17 protein-coding genes are annotated in these 20,034 nt (G+C 53.9%); 15 read left to right on the forward strand and 2 right to left on the reverse strand.

All coding sequences use genetic code 11. The annotated features are described in order from the left end of the window. The first annotated feature begins 133 nt into the window (after window positions 1-133). From OGX83_RS11700 to OGX83_RS11715, 4 genes are read left to right on the forward strand one after another with little or no spacing between them, the layout of a single operon-like run. A complete protein-coding gene (locus tag OGX83_RS11700; RefSeq protein WP_003831073.1) occupies window positions 134-1,051 on the forward strand; it encodes an SPFH domain-containing protein in 918 nt (305 codons plus the stop codon). Beyond that, a complete protein-coding gene (locus OGX83_RS11705; RefSeq protein ID WP_032942572.1) occupies window positions 1,048-1,506 on the forward strand; it encodes an NfeD family protein in 459 nt (152 codons plus the stop codon). Before OGX83_RS11700 ends, OGX83_RS11705 begins: the two co-directional genes overlap by 4 nt. Before the next feature lie 19 nt (window positions 1,507-1,525). Next, window positions 1,526-3,670 carry a PA5441 family protein gene (locus OGX83_RS11710; protein ID WP_286588078.1) on the forward strand — a complete coding sequence of 715 codons (2,145 nt, stop codon included), beginning with the start codon at window positions 1,526-1,528 and terminating at the stop codon, window positions 3,668-3,670. Beyond that, a complete protein-coding gene (locus tag OGX83_RS11715) occupies window positions 3,640-4,356 on the forward strand; it encodes a DUF3142 domain-containing protein (RefSeq protein WP_048235953.1) in 717 nt (238 codons plus the stop codon). The genes OGX83_RS11710 and OGX83_RS11715 overlap by 31 nt, the downstream gene beginning before the upstream one ends. Here OGX83_RS11715 and cueR read toward each other — a convergent pair. Then, on the reverse strand, window positions 4,353-4,763 hold the full coding sequence (gene cueR / locus OGX83_RS11720; protein WP_008783984.1) for a Cu(I)-responsive transcriptional regulator: 411 nt from the start codon (window positions 4,761-4,763) through the stop codon (window positions 4,353-4,355). The two genes, OGX83_RS11715 and cueR, sit on opposite strands and share 4 nt — an antisense overlap. 290 nt (window positions 4,764-5,053) lie before the next feature. Between cueR and OGX83_RS11725 the strand changes: the two genes are divergently transcribed. The 10 genes from OGX83_RS11725 to ybaK all read left to right on the forward strand — a co-directional run bounded on the left by OGX83_RS11725 (window position 5,054) and on the right by ybaK (window position 16,600). Further along, window positions 5,054-7,198, forward strand: coding sequence for a TonB-dependent receptor plug domain-containing protein (locus tag OGX83_RS11725; RefSeq protein ID WP_100272827.1), 2,145 nt, complete (start codon window positions 5,054-5,056; stop codon window positions 7,196-7,198). Window positions 7,199-7,200: 2 nt separating this feature from the next. Then, window positions 7,201-8,025, forward strand: coding sequence for a heme/hemin ABC transporter substrate-binding protein (locus OGX83_RS11730; protein ID WP_032942568.1), 825 nt, complete (start codon window positions 7,201-7,203; stop codon window positions 8,023-8,025). 18 nt (window positions 8,026-8,043) lie between these two features. After that, window positions 8,044-9,381: a heme anaerobic degradation radical SAM methyltransferase ChuW/HutW gene (gene hutW / locus OGX83_RS11735; protein ID WP_008783980.1), complete on the forward strand. Its 1,338-nt coding sequence runs from the start codon at window positions 8,044-8,046 to the stop codon at window positions 9,379-9,381. Window positions 9,382-9,393: 12 nt separating this feature from the next. Then, window positions 9,394-9,888: a heme utilization cystosolic carrier protein HutX gene (gene hutX, locus OGX83_RS11740; RefSeq protein ID WP_032942563.1), complete on the forward strand. Its 495-nt coding sequence runs from the start codon at window positions 9,394-9,396 to the stop codon at window positions 9,886-9,888. Continuing rightward, window positions 9,888-10,511: an anaerobilin reductase gene (gene chuY / locus OGX83_RS11745; RefSeq protein ID WP_032942560.1), complete on the forward strand. Its 624-nt coding sequence runs from the start codon at window positions 9,888-9,890 to the stop codon at window positions 10,509-10,511. Before hutX ends, chuY begins: the two co-directional genes overlap by 1 nt. Window positions 10,512-10,562: 51 nt before the next feature. Then, window positions 10,563-11,555, forward strand: a complete 993-nt coding sequence (locus tag OGX83_RS11750) for a FecCD family ABC transporter permease (RefSeq protein ID WP_048235958.1) — start codon at window positions 10,563-10,565, stop codon at window positions 11,553-11,555. Then, a complete protein-coding gene (locus OGX83_RS11755; protein WP_008783976.1) occupies window positions 11,552-12,322 on the forward strand; it encodes a heme ABC transporter ATP-binding protein in 771 nt (256 codons plus the stop codon). Before OGX83_RS11750 ends, OGX83_RS11755 begins: the two co-directional genes overlap by 4 nt. A gap of 147 nt (window positions 12,323-12,469) precedes the next feature. Then, window positions 12,470-14,971 carry a copper-exporting P-type ATPase CopA gene (gene copA, locus OGX83_RS11760; protein WP_032942557.1) on the forward strand — a complete coding sequence of 834 codons (2,502 nt, stop codon included), beginning with the start codon at window positions 12,470-12,472 and terminating at the stop codon, window positions 14,969-14,971. Between the two features lie 153 nt (window positions 14,972-15,124). Continuing rightward, complete coding sequence (locus OGX83_RS11765) at window positions 15,125-15,919, forward strand: TraB/GumN family protein (RefSeq protein ID WP_003831057.1); 795 nt, start codon at window positions 15,125-15,127, stop codon at window positions 15,917-15,919. A gap of 201 nt (window positions 15,920-16,120) precedes the next feature. Beyond that, a complete protein-coding gene (ybaK, locus tag OGX83_RS11770; RefSeq protein WP_286588080.1) occupies window positions 16,121-16,600 on the forward strand; it encodes a Cys-tRNA(Pro)/Cys-tRNA(Cys) deacylase YbaK in 480 nt (159 codons plus the stop codon). 181 nt (window positions 16,601-16,781) lie between these two features. On the opposite strand, the gene ushA is transcribed toward ybaK, so the two are convergent. After that, window positions 16,782-18,434 carry a bifunctional UDP-sugar hydrolase/5'-nucleotidase UshA gene (gene ushA / locus OGX83_RS11775; RefSeq protein ID WP_057067773.1) on the reverse strand — a complete coding sequence of 551 codons (1,653 nt, stop codon included), beginning with the start codon at window positions 18,432-18,434 and terminating at the stop codon, window positions 16,782-16,784. 174 nt (window positions 18,435-18,608) lie between these two features. Here ushA and fsr point away from each other — a divergent pair, with 174 nt between their 5' ends. Continuing rightward, window positions 18,609-19,829, forward strand: a complete 1,221-nt coding sequence (fsr, locus tag OGX83_RS11780) for a fosmidomycin MFS transporter (protein ID WP_003021788.1) — start codon at window positions 18,609-18,611, stop codon at window positions 19,827-19,829. Window positions 19,830-20,034 lie beyond the last annotated feature (205 nt).

The raw sequence follows: 20,034 nt of genomic DNA on the forward strand, positions 1-20,034 counted from the left end.
TACCAATCCCTTTTTACATCTTTCGTGCAGATAGTCTATCCCTGTAATTTATTATAGGGGAGCCTACCTTGATAAATCGGGTATAATTTGACTAATGAGGCAGTAAAGGACAGCACAACAGGAGGTTTCATCAATGCTCATTTTTATTCCTATTCTTATTTTTGTCGCGCTGGTGATCGTCGGCGCAGGCGTCAAAATCGTCCCGCAGGGATATCAGTGGACGGTAGAGCGTTTTGGCCGTTACACCAAAACCCTGCAACCGGGTTTAAGCCTTGTTGTACCGTTCATGGACCGCATTGGTCGTAAGATCAATATGATGGAACAGGTGCTTGATATCCCCTCTCAGGAAGTCATCTCCAAAGATAACGCCAACGTCTCGATTGATGCTGTGTGCTTTATTCAGGTGATCGACGCGCCGAAAGCCGCATATGAAGTCAGCAACCTGGAACTGGCGATCATCAACCTGACCATGACCAACATTCGTACTGTTCTCGGCTCGATGGAGCTCGATGAAATGCTCTCCCAGCGTGACAACATCAACACGCGCCTGCTGCATATTGTTGATGAGGCCACCAATCCCTGGGGCATCAAAATCACCCGTATTGAGATTCGTGACGTGCGTCCACCGGCGGAACTGATTGACGCCATGAACGCGCAGATGAAAGCCGAACGTACCAAGCGCGCCTACATTCTGGAAGCCGAAGGGATCCGCCAGGCGGAAATCGTCAAGGCCGAAGGTGAGAAGCAGTCGAAAATCCTCATCGCGGAAGGTGAACGTCAGTCCGCATTTTTACAGGCTGAAGCGCGTGAACGTTCCGCAGAGGCAGAAGCCCGCGCAACACAGATGGTGTCTGAAGCCATTGCCGCCGGGGATATTCAGGCCGTGAACTACTTCGTGGCTCAGAAATACACTGAAGCGCTGCAGCATATCGGCTCGTCGAATAACAGCAAAGTGGTGATGATGCCGCTGGATGCCAGCAGCCTGATGGGCTCCATTGCCGGGATCGCCGAACTGGTTAAGGACAGCGCCAGCGAGCGGAAAAAATCATGATAGCGATGATTCTGGTGCACCCGCATATCTTCTGGCTCAGCCTCGGTGGTCTGTTACTGGCCGCCGAGATGCTGGGCGGCAACGGTTATCTGCTGTGGAGCGGCGTGGCAGCGGTGATTACCGGTCTGGTCGTCTGGCTCGTTCCGCTAGACTGGGCGTGGCAGGGGGCGATGTTCGCCGCCCTCACCCTGCTGGCGGCCTGGCTGTGGTGGAAGTGGCTGGCAAGACGCGTTCAGGAGCAGCAGCCGGCCGACAGCCATCTTAACCAACGTGGACAACAGTTAGTTGGCCGTCGATTTACTCTGGAAACTAACCTGGTCAATGGTCGCGGACATATGCGCGTCGGCGACAGTTCCTGGCCCGTTAGCGCCCGTGACGATTTGAGCGCCGGAACGCAGGTTGAAGTCATTGCCGTTGAGGGAATCACCCTGATTATAAAAGCGGTATCACACTAAAAAGACAGGAAATAAGACTATGGTCAGGAAGACACCCCTTGCCTTTGCCCTTTGCACATTGCTGACCGCCGCCCCGCAGGCATTCGCTTCGTTCGATATGGAAGACTGCAAATGGAGCGACGACAGCTGCCTGCTGAAGGGAACGCCGACCTTTAACCCTGAAAACGACAGCCGCGACAACCTGCTGCGGCTGCTGAGCCAGGAAAAATCATTTGTTCTGCCCGTACAGTCGATGCCCGCAGACATCACTCGCTCCCGCGATTTCTATTTTGCCTATCACCCGCAATGGGATGAGGCAGCCCCGCATACAGCGGCTGCTCAGGTATCCGCCGCGGACAGCCCTCTCTCGCGACAGATGGCTGAGCTGAACATTAGCGCCGACGAAATAAACATCAATGACGCTGAGCTAGAGAACCGTCATGTTTCGAATAACGCCGGGAGCGTTAGCGCCTTTTTTGCCGCGCTGTTGGCCGATTCCACATTAACAACGGAACAGCGTCAGGCTTTAGCCCAGGCGCGTACAGGACTGCTTTCTGGGGCAACCCGCGAGCAAATTGAGTCTTCTCTTGCCACCTTCCCGGCAGATTCTCAAGCTCTGCCCTATAAAAGCTATCTGGCAGCAGCCGCCAGTTTCTATGCCGGTGATTATGCCAGTGCCGAACGGGATTTCACTCAGCTTGCTACAAGCGACCGTCCGTGGTTAGCAGAGACCGCGCAATACATGCTGATGCGCACGGCGTTGAACAAGAGCAGTCAGAACAGCGTGGGCGAGTACGGCGATTTTGATATTGCGAAAATTAACCGCGAGGATGCCACTCAGGCTCAAGAGTTGGCGCAGGCCTATCTGCAGCGTTTTCCCCAAGGACTCTACGCTGACTCTTCACGAGGCATGTTGCGTCGCATCAACTGGTATTTACAGTCATGGCCGCAGCTGGCCGGGTTGTATGAACAGACGCTGAAGCAGTCGGCAGACGCACGGCAACTGCGCGAAAATGTCATCGAATACGATAATGTCTATGGCATGGCGTTCTACGACCAGTCCGTCGTTGAGCCCTTCCCCGACGCGCCGCGAGTCAGCTATATCGAACTACTACGCGCGCTGCGCCTGGATAACAATAACAAACCGACGCTGACGCAGGCACAGCTCGACGCCAGCAAACCGGTGTTTGAACAAAGCCAAAAACTGCCGCTATGGCGCGATCTGCAACTGAATCTGTGGCTGGCAACGGGCAACTACGCGGCAATTATTCAGGCAGTTACGCCAGCGCAGAAACTTGCCGCTCACGATACCCTCGCCTTCAGCGAACAGGTGCTGTACGGCGAAGCGTTGATGGGCCAGAAAAAATGGGCCGAGGCGCGCAATTTCTGGCAGCAGTTGTTAAAACTCAGCCAGGATAACGAACAGCAGCAATATGTACAGGCTAAGCTTGCCGCCACGCTGGTGTATAGCGGCGACGTGGCAGCGGTTTTCGCACCGAATAGCGCGGTGACCAACCTGCGCTTTCGTTCGCAGGTGCTGAAAACGCAGGCCACGCCAGAACTGCTGCGCCAGCAGGCCGTTCATGGCCCGAATAACGAAGAGCGTACCATTGCGTTGCATACGCTGCTGGTGCGGGATCTTACAGAGAATCGTTTTGGCGACTGGCTTACTGACAGAAAACTGGCCAGCGCGATTACATCACCGGTCATTGGCGAAGCGTTTGCTGACGTTAACCTGAGCATATTCGACTGGAATGGCGACACGGCGCAGGCGGGTTATACGTGCCGCAGCCTCAATGAAACGGTAACGGTATTGAGCAAAAAAGCGGATGATGCTCACGCGCTGAACTGCCTTGGCGAATTCTTCCGCACCACGCAAACACATGTCGATCTGTGGAAAAACAGCGCTGGCAACGACGTGCTTGAATCAGCTATTTCGCGTAAGAAACCGTTCGGCCAGTTCGACAGGCAGAGCTACTATCAGCAGGTAATCACCTCACCCACCGCGGAAGTCGAAGATAAGAGCTTCGCGCTGTATCGCGCCATCATGTGCTATGCGCCATCAGGCGCTAACGAATGTGGCGGAGAAGACGTGGACAAATTGCAGCGTAAGGGCTGGTTCACCCAACTGAAAACGCAGTATCCGGGAAGCCCGTGGGCGCAAAAACTCAAATATTACTGGTAACCGCACTGCTTCTCGGCCAGGCACAGGCGGCGGATATCGTCGCCGCCCGTGAACATTCAGCCTTCTGGCTGTGGTCTGGGGTGAAAGCAAGTTACGAGCTGAAAGACGCGCAAACGGTTTATCTGCACCAGGGCGAGGTACTGGTTCGTTCCGGTAACGTGGTGTTCCAGCGCCTCGGACTGCCGGTCAGTCGTCTGTCTTTTCCCTCAATCTGGCTGACCGTACGCTTTACCACTCTCGACGTACCGGAAGAGATCCCGGCGCGTATCATACGGTTGATGCAGCGCTGGCAGACCGCCGGGAATAACGTCGTCGGCCTGCAGGTTGATTTTGACGCAGCGACCCATCAACTGACCGACTACGCCCGCTTTCTGCAGCAACTGCGCCAACAGCTCCCGGCCGAGTTTGCGCTAGGCGTAACCGGACTACTGGATTGGGCAAAAACGGGCGACGTCGCTACGCTGAACGCGTTGGCGGTCGATGAACTGGTGGTGCAAAGCTATCAGGGGCGTCGCACGGTGACGAATTATCAGGCGTATCTACCCGCGCTGAGCCGCCTGCGCATTCCATTTAAGCTGGGACTGGTGCAAAACGGTAGCCGAGATCCACTGGCTGAAGCGCAGCTTGAGAAATCTCCGTGGTACCGCGGTACGGTGGTGTTTATGCTTAATCCTTCTCGCCGTTAAGCCTTCGCTTTGTGATGGCAGCAGCCGGAGAGATTATCCATAATCGGACATTCAGCGCTGTCATCACCCGGGCAACTGTCCGCCAGCGCCAGTAAATGCAAGCGCATGGCCTGCAGCTCACTGATATGCCGCTCAATATCCGCCACCTTTTCCAGGGTGCGCTTTTTCACATCCGCGCTGTGACGCGCCGGATCGTTAAACAGGTTTACCAGCTCGCCGCACTCTTCCAGATTAAATCCAACCTGCCGCGCCTGACGCAGCAACGTCAGTTCATTCAGATGCTGTTGGTTGTAAGTGCGATAGCCATTGTCACTACGCAGCGGCGGCGTCACCAGCCCTTTCTCTTCATAAAAGCGAATGGCTTTGCTGGTTAAACCGGTTTTTTTCGCAACATCGCTAATATTCACATTTCCCCCGCGGTGCTTGTTGGTGCTAAGCCACATTATAGCCCAGATTGCCGTAATCATTTACCCGAGAACTCTGCACATTTTAAGCCAACAAAGAGATGAATAAATCCTTTCTATTCACATTGTTATACCCGACACAGATCACATTTCAGTATTTATTGACCGTACAAAATTGACTCAAATCAAAAGATATATTGGTTATGCATCTTTCATATTGAACAAAGGGAAACATTTTTATATACAAATGCGAATGATAATGATGATCATTTACATTTAATAAAGGTTCTCTTATGTTGCCACGGATTAACCAAAGGCCATTTATTCTTTCAGCCCTGACATTATGCATGTCCGGCGCTGCTTCTGCAGCTACCTCTACAACACACGCTTCAACGCCCGACGATGATACGGTGATCGTCACGGCTAACCGCTCTGAAAGTAGTCTCTGGGATAGCCCGGCAACTATTCAGGTTATCGATCGCCAGACGCTGCAAAACTCCACCAGCGTTTCTATTGCTGATGATTTACAAGATATTCCCGGTGTCGAAGTCACCGATAACGCCCTCGCTGGCCGGAAACAAATTCGTATCCGTGGCGAAGCCTCTTCGCGGGTGCTGATTTTGATCGACGGCCAGGTCGTCAGCTACCAGCGCGCCGGGCAAAACTACGGAGCCGGTTTGCTGATTGACGAATCCGCGCTGGAACGGATTGAAGTAGTAAAAGGCCCCTACTCTGTCCTTTACGGTTCGCAGGCGATTGGCGGTGTCGTAAACTTTATTACGAAAAAAGGCGGCGATAAGCCTCTCGGCGGCAGCGTTAAGGCCGTTTATAACTCCGCAACGGCAGGATGGGAAGAGTCAGCAGCAGCCTGGGGCAGCATCGGAAACTTTGACTACCGCATCAATGGCAGCTACTCCGACCAGGGGGACCGCGATACGCCTGACGGGAGATTGCCCGACACCAATTTCCGTAATAACGGCCAGGGCGTGTGGCTTGGCTACAATTTCGATCGCCATAAAATCGGACTCTCCCTCGATCGTTACAAACTGTCTACTCAAACCTGGTTTGACGATCCAGAGGGCCAGTTCGACGACTTTAGCGTCAAAATACCTAAGCTGGAACGCGAGAAAATCGGTCTTTTCTACGACTACGCGGCTGGCGGGGATTACCTGAAGAAAATCCATGTTGACGCATACACCCAGACAATAGAGCGCAAATTTGAAAACCGGGTCAAAACGACTCAGGTAATCCCCAGCCCGGCGATTAAAGCGCTGACGATAAACAATCAAACCAATACCAACGACAAACAGTATACCCAGGGGGTAACGCTGCAGGGCAATTTCTCCCTTCCCGCGAACAACGAGCTGGTGATTGGCACTCAATATCAGCATGACAAAATCAAACAGGACACGGACGGCAGTACGCGCCAGACCGCAGCTACCGGCTTCTTCGATACGCAAACCCGCACCCTGTCATACAACGAAGCGGAGCAAAGCAACACCTCATTGTTCGCGCAAAACGACTGGCGCTTTGCCGATGACTGGACCTGGACCGTAGGCGCACGCCAGTACTGGCTGTCTTCGAAGCTCAATCGCAACGATACGCAAACCCTGCAAAGCAGCGGCAGCACCTGGCATTCCACCGGGGGAAATTCAGTACACGATGATGAACTGGTGACCTCAACCAGCCTACGCTATTCCGGTTTTAAAGATCTTGAACTCCGGGCAGCATATGCCCAGGGCTATGTTTTCCCCACGCTGACTCAGCTGTTTATGCAGACGTCCGCAGGCGGAAGCGTGACCTACGGCAACCCAAACCTGAAGGCGGAACACTCGAATAACTATGAGCTGGGCGCACGGTATAAAGGGAATATGTGGCTGATTGACGGCGCCATTTATTACTCCGAAGCCAAAGACTATATCGCCAGCCTGGCCTGTTCAGGCCAACCCGTTTGCAGCGGTAATACCACCTCTTCACGGGGCGGCTATTACTACTACGAAAACATCGATCGGGCCAAAACCTGGGGCATGGAACTCACCGCAGAATACAACGGCTGGGCGGTTTCACCTTACCTGAGCGGTAATCTCATTCGCCGTCAGTACGAAGGCAATACCCTAAAAACCTGGGATACCGGCGAACCCACGCTGACCGGGCGTGTCGGCCTGAAACATACCTGGTTGATGAATGTCGCTAACGTGACGTCCGATGCCTTTATCCGCGCGGCGTCCAGCGCTAAAGATAATACCGGCACCACGGAAATCAACTACCCAGGCTGGGCCACACTTAACCTCGCATTCAACACCGAGTTCGGTCCGCAGGACCAGTATCAGGTCAACCTCGCGCTCAACAACCTGACCGATAAGCGTTACAGAACCGCACATGAATCTATTCCAGATGCTGGTTTCAATGCCGCCGTTGGCTTTGCGTGGAATTTCTGACGATGAAAAAACTCATGATTGGCTTACTGAGCCTCGCCTGCGTTTTCAGTGCCCAGTCCGCCGACCGCCTGGTGGTGGCGGGCGGCTCGCTTAGTGAACTGGTATACGCCATGGGCGTCGGCAACCGGGTGGTTGGCGTTGATGAAACCACCTCGTATCCGCCCGAAACTGCCGCACTCCCGCATATCGGCTACTGGAAGCAGTTAAGCAGCGAGGGCATTTTGTCGCTCCATCCGGACAGTTTTATCACCTGGCAGGATGCAGGTCCCCAAATCGTGTTGGATCAGTTGCGGGCGCAAAAGGTTAACGTCGTGACGTTGCCGCGCGTACCGGCCACCGTCGAACAGATGTACGCCAACATTCGAGAACTGGCTACAACACTGCACATTCCTGACCAAGGTGAGGCGCTAGTCAATCGCCTGCAGCAACGTCTGGAGCGTATTAAGCACAGCGTGGCGGCGAAAAACGCGCCGGTCAAAGCCATGTTCATTCTCTCTGCTGGCGGCAGCGCACCTCAGATCGCCGGAAAAGGCAGCGTTGCCGATGCCATTATGACCCTCGCAGGCGCACAAAATGTCGCCACCCATGCGCAGTATAAAAGCTACAGCGCGGAGTCACTGATCGCCGCCAACCCGGAGGTGATCGTGGTGACGTCGCAAATGGTCGATGGCGGTCTGGCTCGCCTGAGCGCGATTGCCGGTATTACCCACACTGCGGCCTGGAAAAACCAGCGCATTGTGGCGGTAGACCAGGCGCTGATTCTGGGAATGGGACCACGCGTCGCCGATGCGGTTGAAGCCCTGCACCAGCAATTCTGGCCTCACTAACTGGATTTATTAAGAAGAATGAAAACTGAACATTCGCTGGATCTCACCGCGCATTTTGCGCTCGAGGGAAGTCAGCCATTTAAGGATCGCCGCGCCACGATGCCCTGGCGTGGGGCGATCCCGGTTGCCAAAGAGCTATTGTCACAGACCTGGCAGGAGGTCATCAACCAGCCAACCCCACCGCGTAAACGGCTGGTGTACTTGCATATTCCTTTTTGTGCAACACATTGTACTTTCTGCGGTTTTTATCAAAACCGATTTGAAGAAGACAACTGCGCCCTCTACACCAACGCGCTGTTGCGCGAAATAGAGATGGAAGCTGATAGCGCATTACATCAGTCGGCCCCCATTCACGCCGTCTATTTTGGCGGCGGTACGCCTTCTGCGCTGTCTGCACAGGACCTGGCCAGAATCATTACCGCGCTGCGTGACAAGCTACCGTTGGCGCCGGACTGCGAAATCACCATTGAGGGACGGGTGCTCAATTTTGACGATGCGCGAATTGATGCCTGCCTTGACGCTGGCGCCAATAGATTTTCAATCGGTATTCAGTCTTTTAACAGCCGAATCCGCAAGAAAATGGCGCGTACTTCGGACGGCCCGACCGCGACGGCCTTTATGCAGGGACTGGTAAAACGAGATCGTGCCGCCGTGGTGTGCGATCTGCTGTTTGGTCTGCCAGGACAAGACGCAAAACTGTGGGGCGAGGATCTGGCGATTGCCCGCGACATCGGCCTCGACGGCGTAGATCTTTATGCGCTGAATCTGATCCCTAATACACCGCTTGGCAAAGCGGTTGAAACCGGGCGCACAACCGTTCCCTCTCCCGCCGAACGCCGCGATCTCTATCTTCAGGGCTGCGATTTCATGGACAGCGCGGGCTGGCGCTGCATCAGCAACAGCCACTGGGCGCGTACCACACGGGAACGCAATCTGTACAACCTGCTGATTAAACAGGGTGCAGACTGTCTGGCATTCGGCTCTGGCGCAGGAGGGTCAGTCAATGGCTATTCCTGGATGGTCGAGCGCAACCTGAATACATGGCATGAATCTATCGCCGCCGGAAAAAAACCGCTAATGATGATGATGCGCACCGCCGAGCGTGGTTTCCAGTGGCGACACACTCTCCAGGCCGGTATTGAGACGGCCCGCATTCCGCTGGATGAGCTGACCCCTCATGCACAAAAACTGGCCCCGCTACTGACCCAATGGCATCACGCAGGACTGACGCGAGATGCCAGCACCTGTGTACGCCTGACCAATGAAGGGCGTTTTTGGGCGAGCAATATTTTGCAGTCTCTTGATGAACTGATTCAGGAACTTAACGCGCCGCGCATTGCGGTAGAGCAACCATAAAAGGAGTGAATAATGAGCCATGTCTCTTTACAGGATTTTTTGAAAACTGAGCCGGACGGTACGCTGGAAGCTATCGCAGCCCAGTACAACACTACATTGCTGGAGGTAGTGAAAAACCTCCCTTCCCCAACGCTGGTTTCCGGCAGTCAATTTGATACCGTCTGGGAAACCGTCTGCGAATGGGGCAAAGTCACCACCCTGGTCCATACTGCTGATGTCATTCTGGAATTCACCGGCGAATTACCTTCCGGATTCCACCGCCACGGTTACTTCAACCTGCGCGGCAAAAAAGGCATGACCGGTCATATCAAGGCAGAAAACTGCACGCATATTGCCCTGATTGAACGCAAATTTATGGGAATGGACACTGCGTCCATTCTCTTCTTCAACCAGGCGGGTAGCGCTATGTTCAAAATTTTCCTCGGTCGCGATGAGCATCGACAGCTGCTGGCCGAACAGGTCAGCGCCTTTCACACGTTGTCCTCATCTTTAAAGGAACATGCCTGATGGCTCCATGGCTTATTTTTGGTGCAGGTGGAAGCGGCGTCGGCGCGAAAACGCTGGAGCTCGCACTGGCGGAGCATCGTCCGTTGATTGCTGTCGTTCGCAATCCCCAGGTTGCTGCCGGGCTGCAGGAAAAAGGTGTGCAGGTCTTTATTGGCGACGCCTGCGACAGCCAGGTCACCGCCTGCGCCTGTCGTGCAGCGGGTCAGCATGCCACGGTGATCTCCTCCATGGGCGGTGCCCAGGATTATCTGGCGCACAGAACCGTCATTGATGAAGCAGAAAAAGCTGAGATCAAACGCATGATTCTGGTTACCTCTCTGGGCTGTGGCGACAGTTGGCCCTTTTTGTCCCCACGCGCCAGGGCCGCATTTGGCCAGGCCGTACGGGAAAAATCGTTGGCTGAAAGCTGGCTACAAACCAGTCTACTGGACTACGCCATTCTCCGCCCCGGCGGTTTGCTGAATGGTGAAGCCACAGGTCTGGCGCAACGCATACAGGCCGAGGAGTGTCATGGCTTTGTGATGCGCGCGGATGTTGCCAGGCACATTCACGAACTGGCCACGGCGCCGACACTCAATAACCAGATTTACAGTTTAGTTGAGCCGGGACTGAAACCCGCGTAAACCCCTCGCGGCGCGGAAACTTCGCGCCGCAAAGACGTTATGGAGCGTTGCGTGCTTAAGGACTCGCTTTCTTCCGTCAGCATTCTGACGGGCCTTTCTCTCTTGCTGGTCGCTCTGATGCTGTTCGGTGCCAGCCAGGGGGCGTTGAACATTAGCTTCAGCGCCCTGTTCAACGACGAATACCGAGATATCTGGTTGAACATCCGCCTGCCCCGCGTACTGCTGGCCGTTTTGGTCGGTGCTGCGCTGGCTACGGCAGGGGTCATTATGCAGGGACTTTTTCGCAATCCAATGGCCGATCCCGGCCTGCTTGGCGTCAGCAGCGGCTCCGCGCTGATGGTCGGCATCGCGATAGTTATCCCATTTTCATTCCCCGTAGTGCTGGTGTTGTATGAGCAGATGATTTTTGCCGTCGCGGGCAGCATGGTGGTCTGCACGATTATTTTCCTGATAAGTCAGCGTCATAACCACGGCGGAATGATGCAACTACTGTTAGCAGGTATCGCTATCAATGCTCTGTGCGGTTCGGCTATTGGTGTGCTGAGCTATGTGGGCGACGAACAGCAGCTACGTCAACTTACGCTGTGGATGATGGGGAATCTCGGCCAGGCCCAGTGGCCAACGCTGCTGGTTGCCAGCACGTTTGTTCTTCCAGCCATTGCAGTCACCGTCTGTATGGCGGGAACGCTTAATTTGCTGCAGTTGGGTGATGAAGAGGCGCATTACCTCGGCGTAAACGTCAAACGTAAGCGCCAGCAGTTACTGTTGCTCAGCTCGCTCCTGGTTGGCGCTGCCGTTTCCGTCAGCGGCGTGATTGGCTTTATTGGCCTGGTGATCCCGCATCTGATCAGAATGACTACCGGCGCCGATCATCGCTGGTTGATTCCTTGCTCTACGTTGGCCGGTGCCTGTTTACTTCTGATTGCCGACACGCTGGCCCGCACACTTGTTCAGCCTGCCGAAATGCCCGTTGGTCTGTTAACCAGCCTGATCGGTGGACCGTATTTCCTGTGGTTAATACTGCGTAGCCGGAGGATGTCATGATCGTCGCTGAAAATCTGGTCTACCACATTCAGGGCAGACGACTGACCGATGACGTTTCCCTGACGCTACCTGATGGAGAAATCATCGCGATTCTTGGCCCGAATGGGGCCGGAAAATCGACGTTACTCCGCCAGCTTACGGGCTATCTGCAGCCCCACAGCGGGCGTTGTAGCTTGTTTGGCAAGCCGCTGAACGAGTGGCCAATCACCGAGCTGGCAAAAACCCGTGCTGTGATGCGCCAGAACAGTCATATGGCCTTCCCGTTTAGCGTGCAGGAGGTCATCCGCATGGGCAGGCATCCGTATCGTACGCGCAACACGGGCGATGAAACGGAGCACATCATGACGTTGTGTGACTGCCAGGCGCTGGCCGCGCGCGATTACCGGCACCTGTCGGGAGGAGAACAACAGCGGGTACAGCTGGCGCGTCTGCTGGTTCAACTTTGGGAGCCCGAACCCAGGCCCAAATGGTTGTTTCTCGATGAACCCACCTCCGCCCTGGATATTCACCACCAACAGCATCTTTTTCGTCTGCTGCGTCGTCTGGTAGGTGAACGACAGTTCAGCGTCTGCTGCGTCCTGCACGATCTCAACCTTGCGGCGCGCTATGCTGACCGCGTTGTATTGATGGAACGCGGCAGGATAGTTGATAACGGTCGTCCGCAGGATGTTCTGCAGCAATCGTCACTAAATGCACTGTACGGCGCCGATCTCACGGTGATGAATGAACCGCAGCATCGAACGCCGCTTATCGTTCTCAATCAATAACAGACCGGGAACGAGCTGACCTGACGTTCCCGTTTTTCTTCCTTTACGCCCTTTTTGCACCTTTTCTAAAAACTCCCTTGACCTTCCCCTAGATGGAAGGTTTAACCTTTATCACAGTCAGTTAATCCTGCAATAAAGGAGTTGGTTATGTCTCAAACAATCGATCTAACCCTAGACGGCTTGTCCTGTGGTCACTGCGTAAAACGCGTTAAAGAAAGTCTGGAGCAACGCCCGGACGTTGAGCAAGCGGATGTCACTGTGACTGAAGCGCACATCACCGGGAGCGCCAGTGCTGAAGCGCTGATTGAAACCATTAAACAAGCCGGTTACGGCGCGGAGTTAAGCCACCCAAAGGCTAAACCGCTGACGGAGTCATCAATCCCGTCGGAAGCACTGGCAGCGGTCCCTTCCGAGCTTCCGGCAGCTACGGCTGATGATGACAGCCAACAGTTGCTGTTAAACGGCATGAGCTGCGCCAGCTGTGTTATCCGCGTACAAGATGCTCTGCAAAGCGTACCGGGTGTCACGCAGGCACGGGTAAACCTGGCGGAACGTACTGCGCTGGTAATGGGCAGTGCGTCCGCCGACCAGTTAGTGAAAGCGGTGGAAAAAGCGGGCTACGGCGCAGAAGCCATTGAAGATGATGTTAAGCGCCGCGAGCGTCAGCAAGAAACCGCCGTAGCAACCATGAAACGTTTTCGCTGGCAGGCGGCCGTCGCGCTGCTGCTGGGTATCCCTGTCATGGTATGGGGAATGATTGGCGAAAACATGATGGTCACTGCCGACAACCGCAGCCTGTGGCTGACGATTGGTCTGGCAACGCTTGCCGTGATGGTTTTCGCGGGCGGTCATTTTTACCGCAACGCGTGGAAAAGCCTGATGAACGGCACCGCGACTATGGATACGCTGGTGGCGCTGGGTACGGGGGTGGCATGGCTTTATTCCATGAGCGTCAACCTCTGGCCGCAATGGTTCCCGATGGAAGCGCGACACCTCTATTATGAAGCCAGTGCGATGATTATCGGTCTGATTAACCTCGGGCACATGCTGGAAGCGCGGGCTCGCCAGCGTTCGTCCAAAGCACTGGAAAAATTACTCGATCTGACGCCGCCGACCGCGCGTGTTGTTACTGACGAAGGTGAAAAGAACGTGCCGCTGGCAGACGTTCAGGCGGGAATGTTGCTGCGCCTGACCACCGGTGACCGCGTTCCGGTAGATGGCGAAATCACTCAGGGCGAAGCCTGGCTGGATGAAGCCATGCTGACCGGAGAGCCTATTCCGCAACAAAAAGGCGAAGGCGATAGCGTCCACGCCGGTACGGTCGTACAGGACGGCAGCGTGCTATTCCGCGCCAGTGCCGTTGGCAGCCACACCACGCTTTCACGCATTATTCGTATGGTGCGCCAGGCGCAAAGCAGTAAACCGGAGATTGGCAAACTAGCCGACCGTATCTCCTCAGTGTTCGTTCCGGTCGTCGTCGTCATTGCGCTGGTGAGTGCGGCAATCTGGTATTTCTTCGGGCCGGCACCACAAATTGTTTATACGCTGGTGATTGCCACTACCGTACTGATTATTGCCTGCCCTTGTGCGCTGGGCCTGGCAACACCAATGTCGATTATTTCTGGTGTGGGTCGTGCCGCTGAGTTTGGGGTTCTGGTACGTGATGCCGATGCGCTGCAGCGTGCCAGTACGCTCGACACCGTCGTATTTGATAAAACCGGGACATTGACTGAAGGTAAACCGCAGGTTGTCGCCATCAAAACGTTTGGCAACACCGATGAAGCACTGGCAATTCGTCTGGCAGCAGCCCTTGAACAGGGATCCAGCCACCCGCTGGCCAGAGCGATACTGGACAAAGCCGGTGATGTTACGCTGCCACAGGTCAATGGTTTCCGTACGCTGCGCGGTTTAGGCGTAAGCGGTGAAACGGAAGGTCATACGCTGCTGCTGGGCAACCAGGCGCTGCTCAATGAGCAACAGGTAGATACCACTGAAATGGAAGCTGAAATCACCGCTCAGGCATCCCAGGGTTCAACCCCGGTCCTGTTGGCGATTGATGGTAAAGCGGCTGCTCTGTTAGCGGTGCGTGATCCGCTGCGTAGCGACAGCGTGGCAGCACTTCAGCGCCTGCACCGCAACGGATATCGTCTGGTGATGCTTACCGGTGACAACCCGACCACGGCTAACGCTATTGCCAAAGAAGCCGGTATTGATGAGGTGATTGCCGGTGTTCTGCCGGACGGTAAAGCCGAGGCGATTAAACGTCTGCAAAGCCAGGGGCGTCAGGTTGCCATGGTGGGTGACGGTATCAACGATGCACCTGCGCTGGCTCAGGCCGATGTAGGGATTGCCATGGGTGGCGGCAGCGATGTAGCGATTGAAACCGCCGCGATTACGCTGATGCGCCATAGCCTGATGGGTGTTGCGGATGCACTGTCTATCTCCCGGGCAACGTTGCGTAATATGAAGCAGAACCTGGTCGGCGCGTTTATTTATAACAGCATCGGTATTCCCGTTGCCGCGGGGATCCTGTGGCCGTTCACCGGAACACTGCTGAATCCGGTCGTTGCCGGGGCGGCGATGGCGCTCTCCTCCATTACTGTGGTGAGCAACGCTAACCGACTGCTGCGCTTCAAACCGAAAGAGTAACCCTCTGCCGCATGGCGCTCACGCTTATCCGGCCTACAAAGTGCAGGTAACATTGTAGGCTGGATAAGACGATTTCGCGTCGCCATCCGGCAATTCGCGCATTGCACCTTCCCGGACCTCGCGCTAGCATGAAAGTCTACTTAGGGAGGTCGTATGGATCTGTTATACCGGGTAAAAACATTTTTCACCGCGCTACGCGGCAACCACTATACCTGGCCTGCCATCGACATTTCATTGCCCGGCAACCGCCATTTTCATCTGATTGGCAGTATTCACATGGGCAGTCGCGATATGGCACCTCTGCCTGCCAAATTACTCAAAAAACTCAACCATGCCGACGCGCTGATTGTCGAAGCGGATGTTTCCGGTGACGACGCGCCGTTTGCTAACCTTCCTACATTTGCCGCACTCGAAGAACGTATCAGCCCGGAGCAGTTAGAAAACCTGCGTAAAGTCACCAACGAACTGGGTATTTCCCCATCGCTGTTATCTACTCAGCCGTTGTGGCAAATCGCCATGGTATTACAGGCGACACAGGCACAGCAGTTGGGTCTACGGGCAGAATACGGGATTGATTACCAATTGCTGAAAGCGGCAAAACAAGCGCATAAACCCGTTATCGAACTGGAGGGCGCATCCAGTCAAATCGAGCTGTTATGTCAGTTGCCTGATAACGGACTGGCTCTGTTGGACGATACTCTGACGCACTGGCATACCAATGCCAGATTGTTGCAACAGATGATGGGCTGGTGGCTTAAAACACCGCCACGCAATAGCGAACTGACGCTTCCCAATACCTTTAGCCAGTCGTTGTATGACGTATTGATGCATCAACGCAACACAGCCTGGCGCGATCGGCTCAGGGCGATGCCTGCTGGTCATTACGTCGTGGCCGTTGGCGCGTTGCATCTGTACGGAGAGGGAAATTTGCCGGAGATGTTACGGTAAAAAAAATGGCCAATATTTCTATTGGCCCGTCAAAGAGGAATTTCATCATTATTATGATCCCAATGCTTAAAGCATCGGTGTAGTTCGATTGTCGCTCAAAGTCATCATCCTGCCAATACTATTGCGCAAGATGGTACTATTTTTTAGACAGACATCAGGCGTATGCTTGAGTCGTATTTTGTCTGGTCCAGGAAAATTGCTATGACACCCGCCGTTAAATTACTCGAAAAAAACAAAATTTCTTTCCAGATTCACACCTACGATCACGACCCGTCCGAGACGAACTTTGGTGATGAAGTGGTACGCAAGTTAGGTCTGAATCCGGACCAGGTCTACAAAACGCTGCTGGTTGCCGTGAATGGCGATATGAAGCATCTGGCGGTTGCGGTCACGCCTGTAGCCGGTCAATTGGATCTCAAAAAGGTCGCTAAGGCGCTGGGGGCTAAAAAGGTCGATATGGCCGATCCAATGGTTGCGCAACGAACCACCGGTTATCTGGTGGGGGGGATCAGCCCATTAGGACAAAAAAAGAGATTGCCAACGCTCATTGATGCCCCTGCCCAGACGTTTGACACCATTTATGTTTCCGGCGGCAAACGCGGGCTGGATATCGAACTGGCAGCGGGCGACCTGGCGAAAATTCTGGATGCGAAATTCGCCGACATCGCTCGTCGCGATTAAGCGGTTATAGACTGATTGCCTGATGGCGCGCAGCTTTAAGGCCTACAAACCGAATACTCAACAGGGCGTTATTGGTGAAGGCAGTTTGGACTCGGCCAGCGCGCAGGAACCGGAGCGTACATGTAGTACGTGAGGATTCCGAGCACTGCCCGCGTTCAAAATGGCGAACAAAATAGCCCTATTACTGCCAGGTAACTTCACCCTTCGGCTCATACACACTGGCATCCAGCGGTGAGTTCTTCTGCACGAACTCTTTCAGCACTTCTGCATCAATAAACCCGGTATTCACATAGCCTGGTTTGTTATCAATTCGCGGATAGCCATCGCCGCCGGTTGCGTTGAAGCTTAGCGTTGCCATACGATAGTTTTTGGCTGGGTCAACGGGTTCGCCTTTGATTTTCAAATCGTTAAGCTTGCCGTCTTTCGCCACAAAGCTGACGTTAGCAAACTGCGGATAGGCCCCGGAGTCCGGCTTCATTTGCGCCACGGCGGTCAGATAGTCAATCACCTCTTTCCCGCTCATGTCGGCATACACCACGATGTTTCCGAACGGCTGTACTTTCAGCACGCTCTTATAAGTGATATCGCCGCCTTCGATGGAATCACGGATGCCACCGCCGCTCATCACGCCAAAATCAGCGCTGGTTCGCGCCATTTGCGCAGCCAGCAGCAAATGTCCCATGTTGGTCTGCACGAAACGGACTTTGCTTCGGTCGCCTTCGAGGCGCGCATTGACGCTACCTATTTTCACGTCGAGCTGCGCTTTACCTTTATTCTGGAACGGCGTCAGCAGCGAAAGCATTTGCTGATTTTCAGCTATTTCCGGGGTGTAGAGTACGCGCTCACTTTTACCGTTGTCCCAGGTCACTTTTTTCTTCAGGTTGACGGGAATGAGCTGGTAGTTGACCATTTTCATTTCGCCGTTACGGAACTCAAAGTCCGCCCGGCCCACATATTTCCCCCACTCGTGCGCCTGCACAATCCAGATCCCATTTTGCTTGTCTGGCGCACACGGCGTACCTGGTACGTAATCAACCTGCTTCTTGTTCTCTGAAGCCATACACACCGGATCCTGCGAGTGACCACCGACAATCATCGCCAGCGATCCCGCCGGCAGGCTACGCGCCATTTCGACATCGCCAGGGGCATTCGAGCCGTGGTTGCCGTTGTCATAATGTCCCATATGGGTGGTCGCGATAATGATGTCTGGCTTTTCACCCATATTCAGTTCCTGGATAACCAGTTTGGCTTCATCAGCAGGTTTACGGAACTCAATATCGGTAAAGAACTCGGGGTTGCCTATTTTTGCCGTATCGTCGGTGGTTAAACCGAGTACGGCAATTTTTAAATCCTGCCGCTTAAAGATGGCCCACGGCTTAAACAAACGCTCGCCGGTGCTTTTCTGATAGATATTGGCCGAGAGAAACGGGAATTTGGACCATTTTTCCTGCTGGCGCAGTACGGTCATGGGATTATCAAACTCGTGGTTTCCGACCGCCATCGCGTCATAGCCAATCAGGTTCATCCCACGAAAATCAGGTTCCGCATCCTGCAGATCGGACTCCGGTACACCGGTATTAATGTCGCCACCGGAAAGCAGCAGTACGCTGCCCCCTTCCTCTGCCACCTCTTTACGAATACCGTCCACCAGCGTTTTTTGCGCCGCCAGTCCGTATTCTCCGTATTCGCTGCGCCAGAAGTGACCGTGATGATCGTTGGTATGCAGAATGGTAATTTTGTAGGTTTTATCTTTTTCGTACGCTTGTGCAGGCTGACCTGCCAGCGTAAATGCGGCTAATAGCGCCAGCGCCACGCCCCGTTTTAAAAACTTCATATTTCTCTCCCTGAGCCAAAATCAACGACTGAAATTACAATGATATGAAATAATAGTCGAAAATGTTTTCAGAAATGAGACTTCCTTCAAACACCTTCCGCAGGTATGTTAGTCAGGTAATAATAACAAAATAGATTACCCTCATAATCGCAACCCAAACAGAAGTGACTTTCTATGGCAATAAGTGAACCAACCCAGCCTGTGGCTGGCGCGTCAGCGTCGGTTGCTAAAGCACGCACCTCATTTGGCATTTTAGGAGCGATCAGCCTCTCCCATCTGCTAAACGATATGATTCAGTCGCTGATCCTGGCGATTTATCCGCTATTGCAGTCAGAGTTCTCGCTAACGTTCATGCAGATCGGGATGATCACCCTAACCTTCCAGCTTGCTTCCTCGCTGCTGCAACCGGTGGTGGGTTACTGGACGGACAAATACCCGATGCCGTGGTCGCTGCCCATTGGGATGTGCTTCACGCTGAGTGGGCTTGTTTTGCTGGCCATGGCCGGTAGTTTCCATATGGTGCTGCTCGCCGCGGCGCTGGTTGGCACCGGCTCTTCGGTATTTCATCCGGAATCGTCCCGCGTGGCGCGCATGGCCTCCGGCGGTCGTCACGGCCTGGCGCAGTCAATTTTCCAGGTTGGCGGCAACTTCGGCAGCTCTCTGGGACCCTTGCTGGCAGCTGTCATCATCGCGCCATATGGTAAGGGTAATGTGGCCTGGTTTGTTCTGGCTGCGTTATTAGCGATTGTCGTCCTGGCACAAATCAGCCGTTGGTATGCCGCGCAGCATCGGATGAGTAAAGGAAAACCGAAAGTCGCCATCGTAAATCCGTTACCGCGCAATAAAGTGGTGCTGGCGGTAAGCATCCTGCTGGTGCTGATTTTCTCCAAATACTTCTATATGGCGAGCATCAGCAGCTATTACACCTTTTATCTGATGCAAAAATTCGGATTATCGGTACAAAACGCCCAGTTTCATCTGTTTGCCTTCCTGTTTGCCGTCGCGGCCGGGACGGTGATTGGCGGACCATTAGGCGATAAAATTGGCAGAAAATATGTTATTTGGGGCTCTATCCTCGGCGTTGCGCCATTTACCCTCGTTTTACCCTACGCAACGCTGGAATGGACCGGGATTTTAACCGTGATCATTGGTTTTATCCTCGCATCGGCGTTTTCTGCTATTTTGGTCTACGCGCAGGAGCTGCTTCCTGGGCGTATCGGCATGGTTTCTGGGCTATTTTTCGGGTTTGCCTTCGGCATGGGCGGCTTGGGAGCCGCGGTGCTAGGGCTGATAGCCGACCATACCAGCATCGATTTGGTCTACAAAATATGTGCTTTCCTGCCACTTCTGGGGATACTGACCATATTCTTACCTGATAACCGACACAAAGCCTGATTTTCTGACGGCCAAAAGTAAATTTTGGCCGTCATTACTTGCAGTAGCCATCAGCCTTTACCTCTCACATATCACCGTACTTTTCCGATCCGTGCTTTTTTACGCTTAAAATCCCGTTTTCTTCAAAATTCAACAATTATTCATAAACATAAACATTAAAATTGTCATAAACTATTACTCGTAGTTTGGGTTTTTAGGATTATCA

The organism is Citrobacter sp. Cpo074, assembly GCF_030332745.1.
GTDB classification, from domain to species: Bacteria; Pseudomonadota; Gammaproteobacteria; order Enterobacterales; family Enterobacteriaceae; genus Citrobacter; species Citrobacter portucalensis.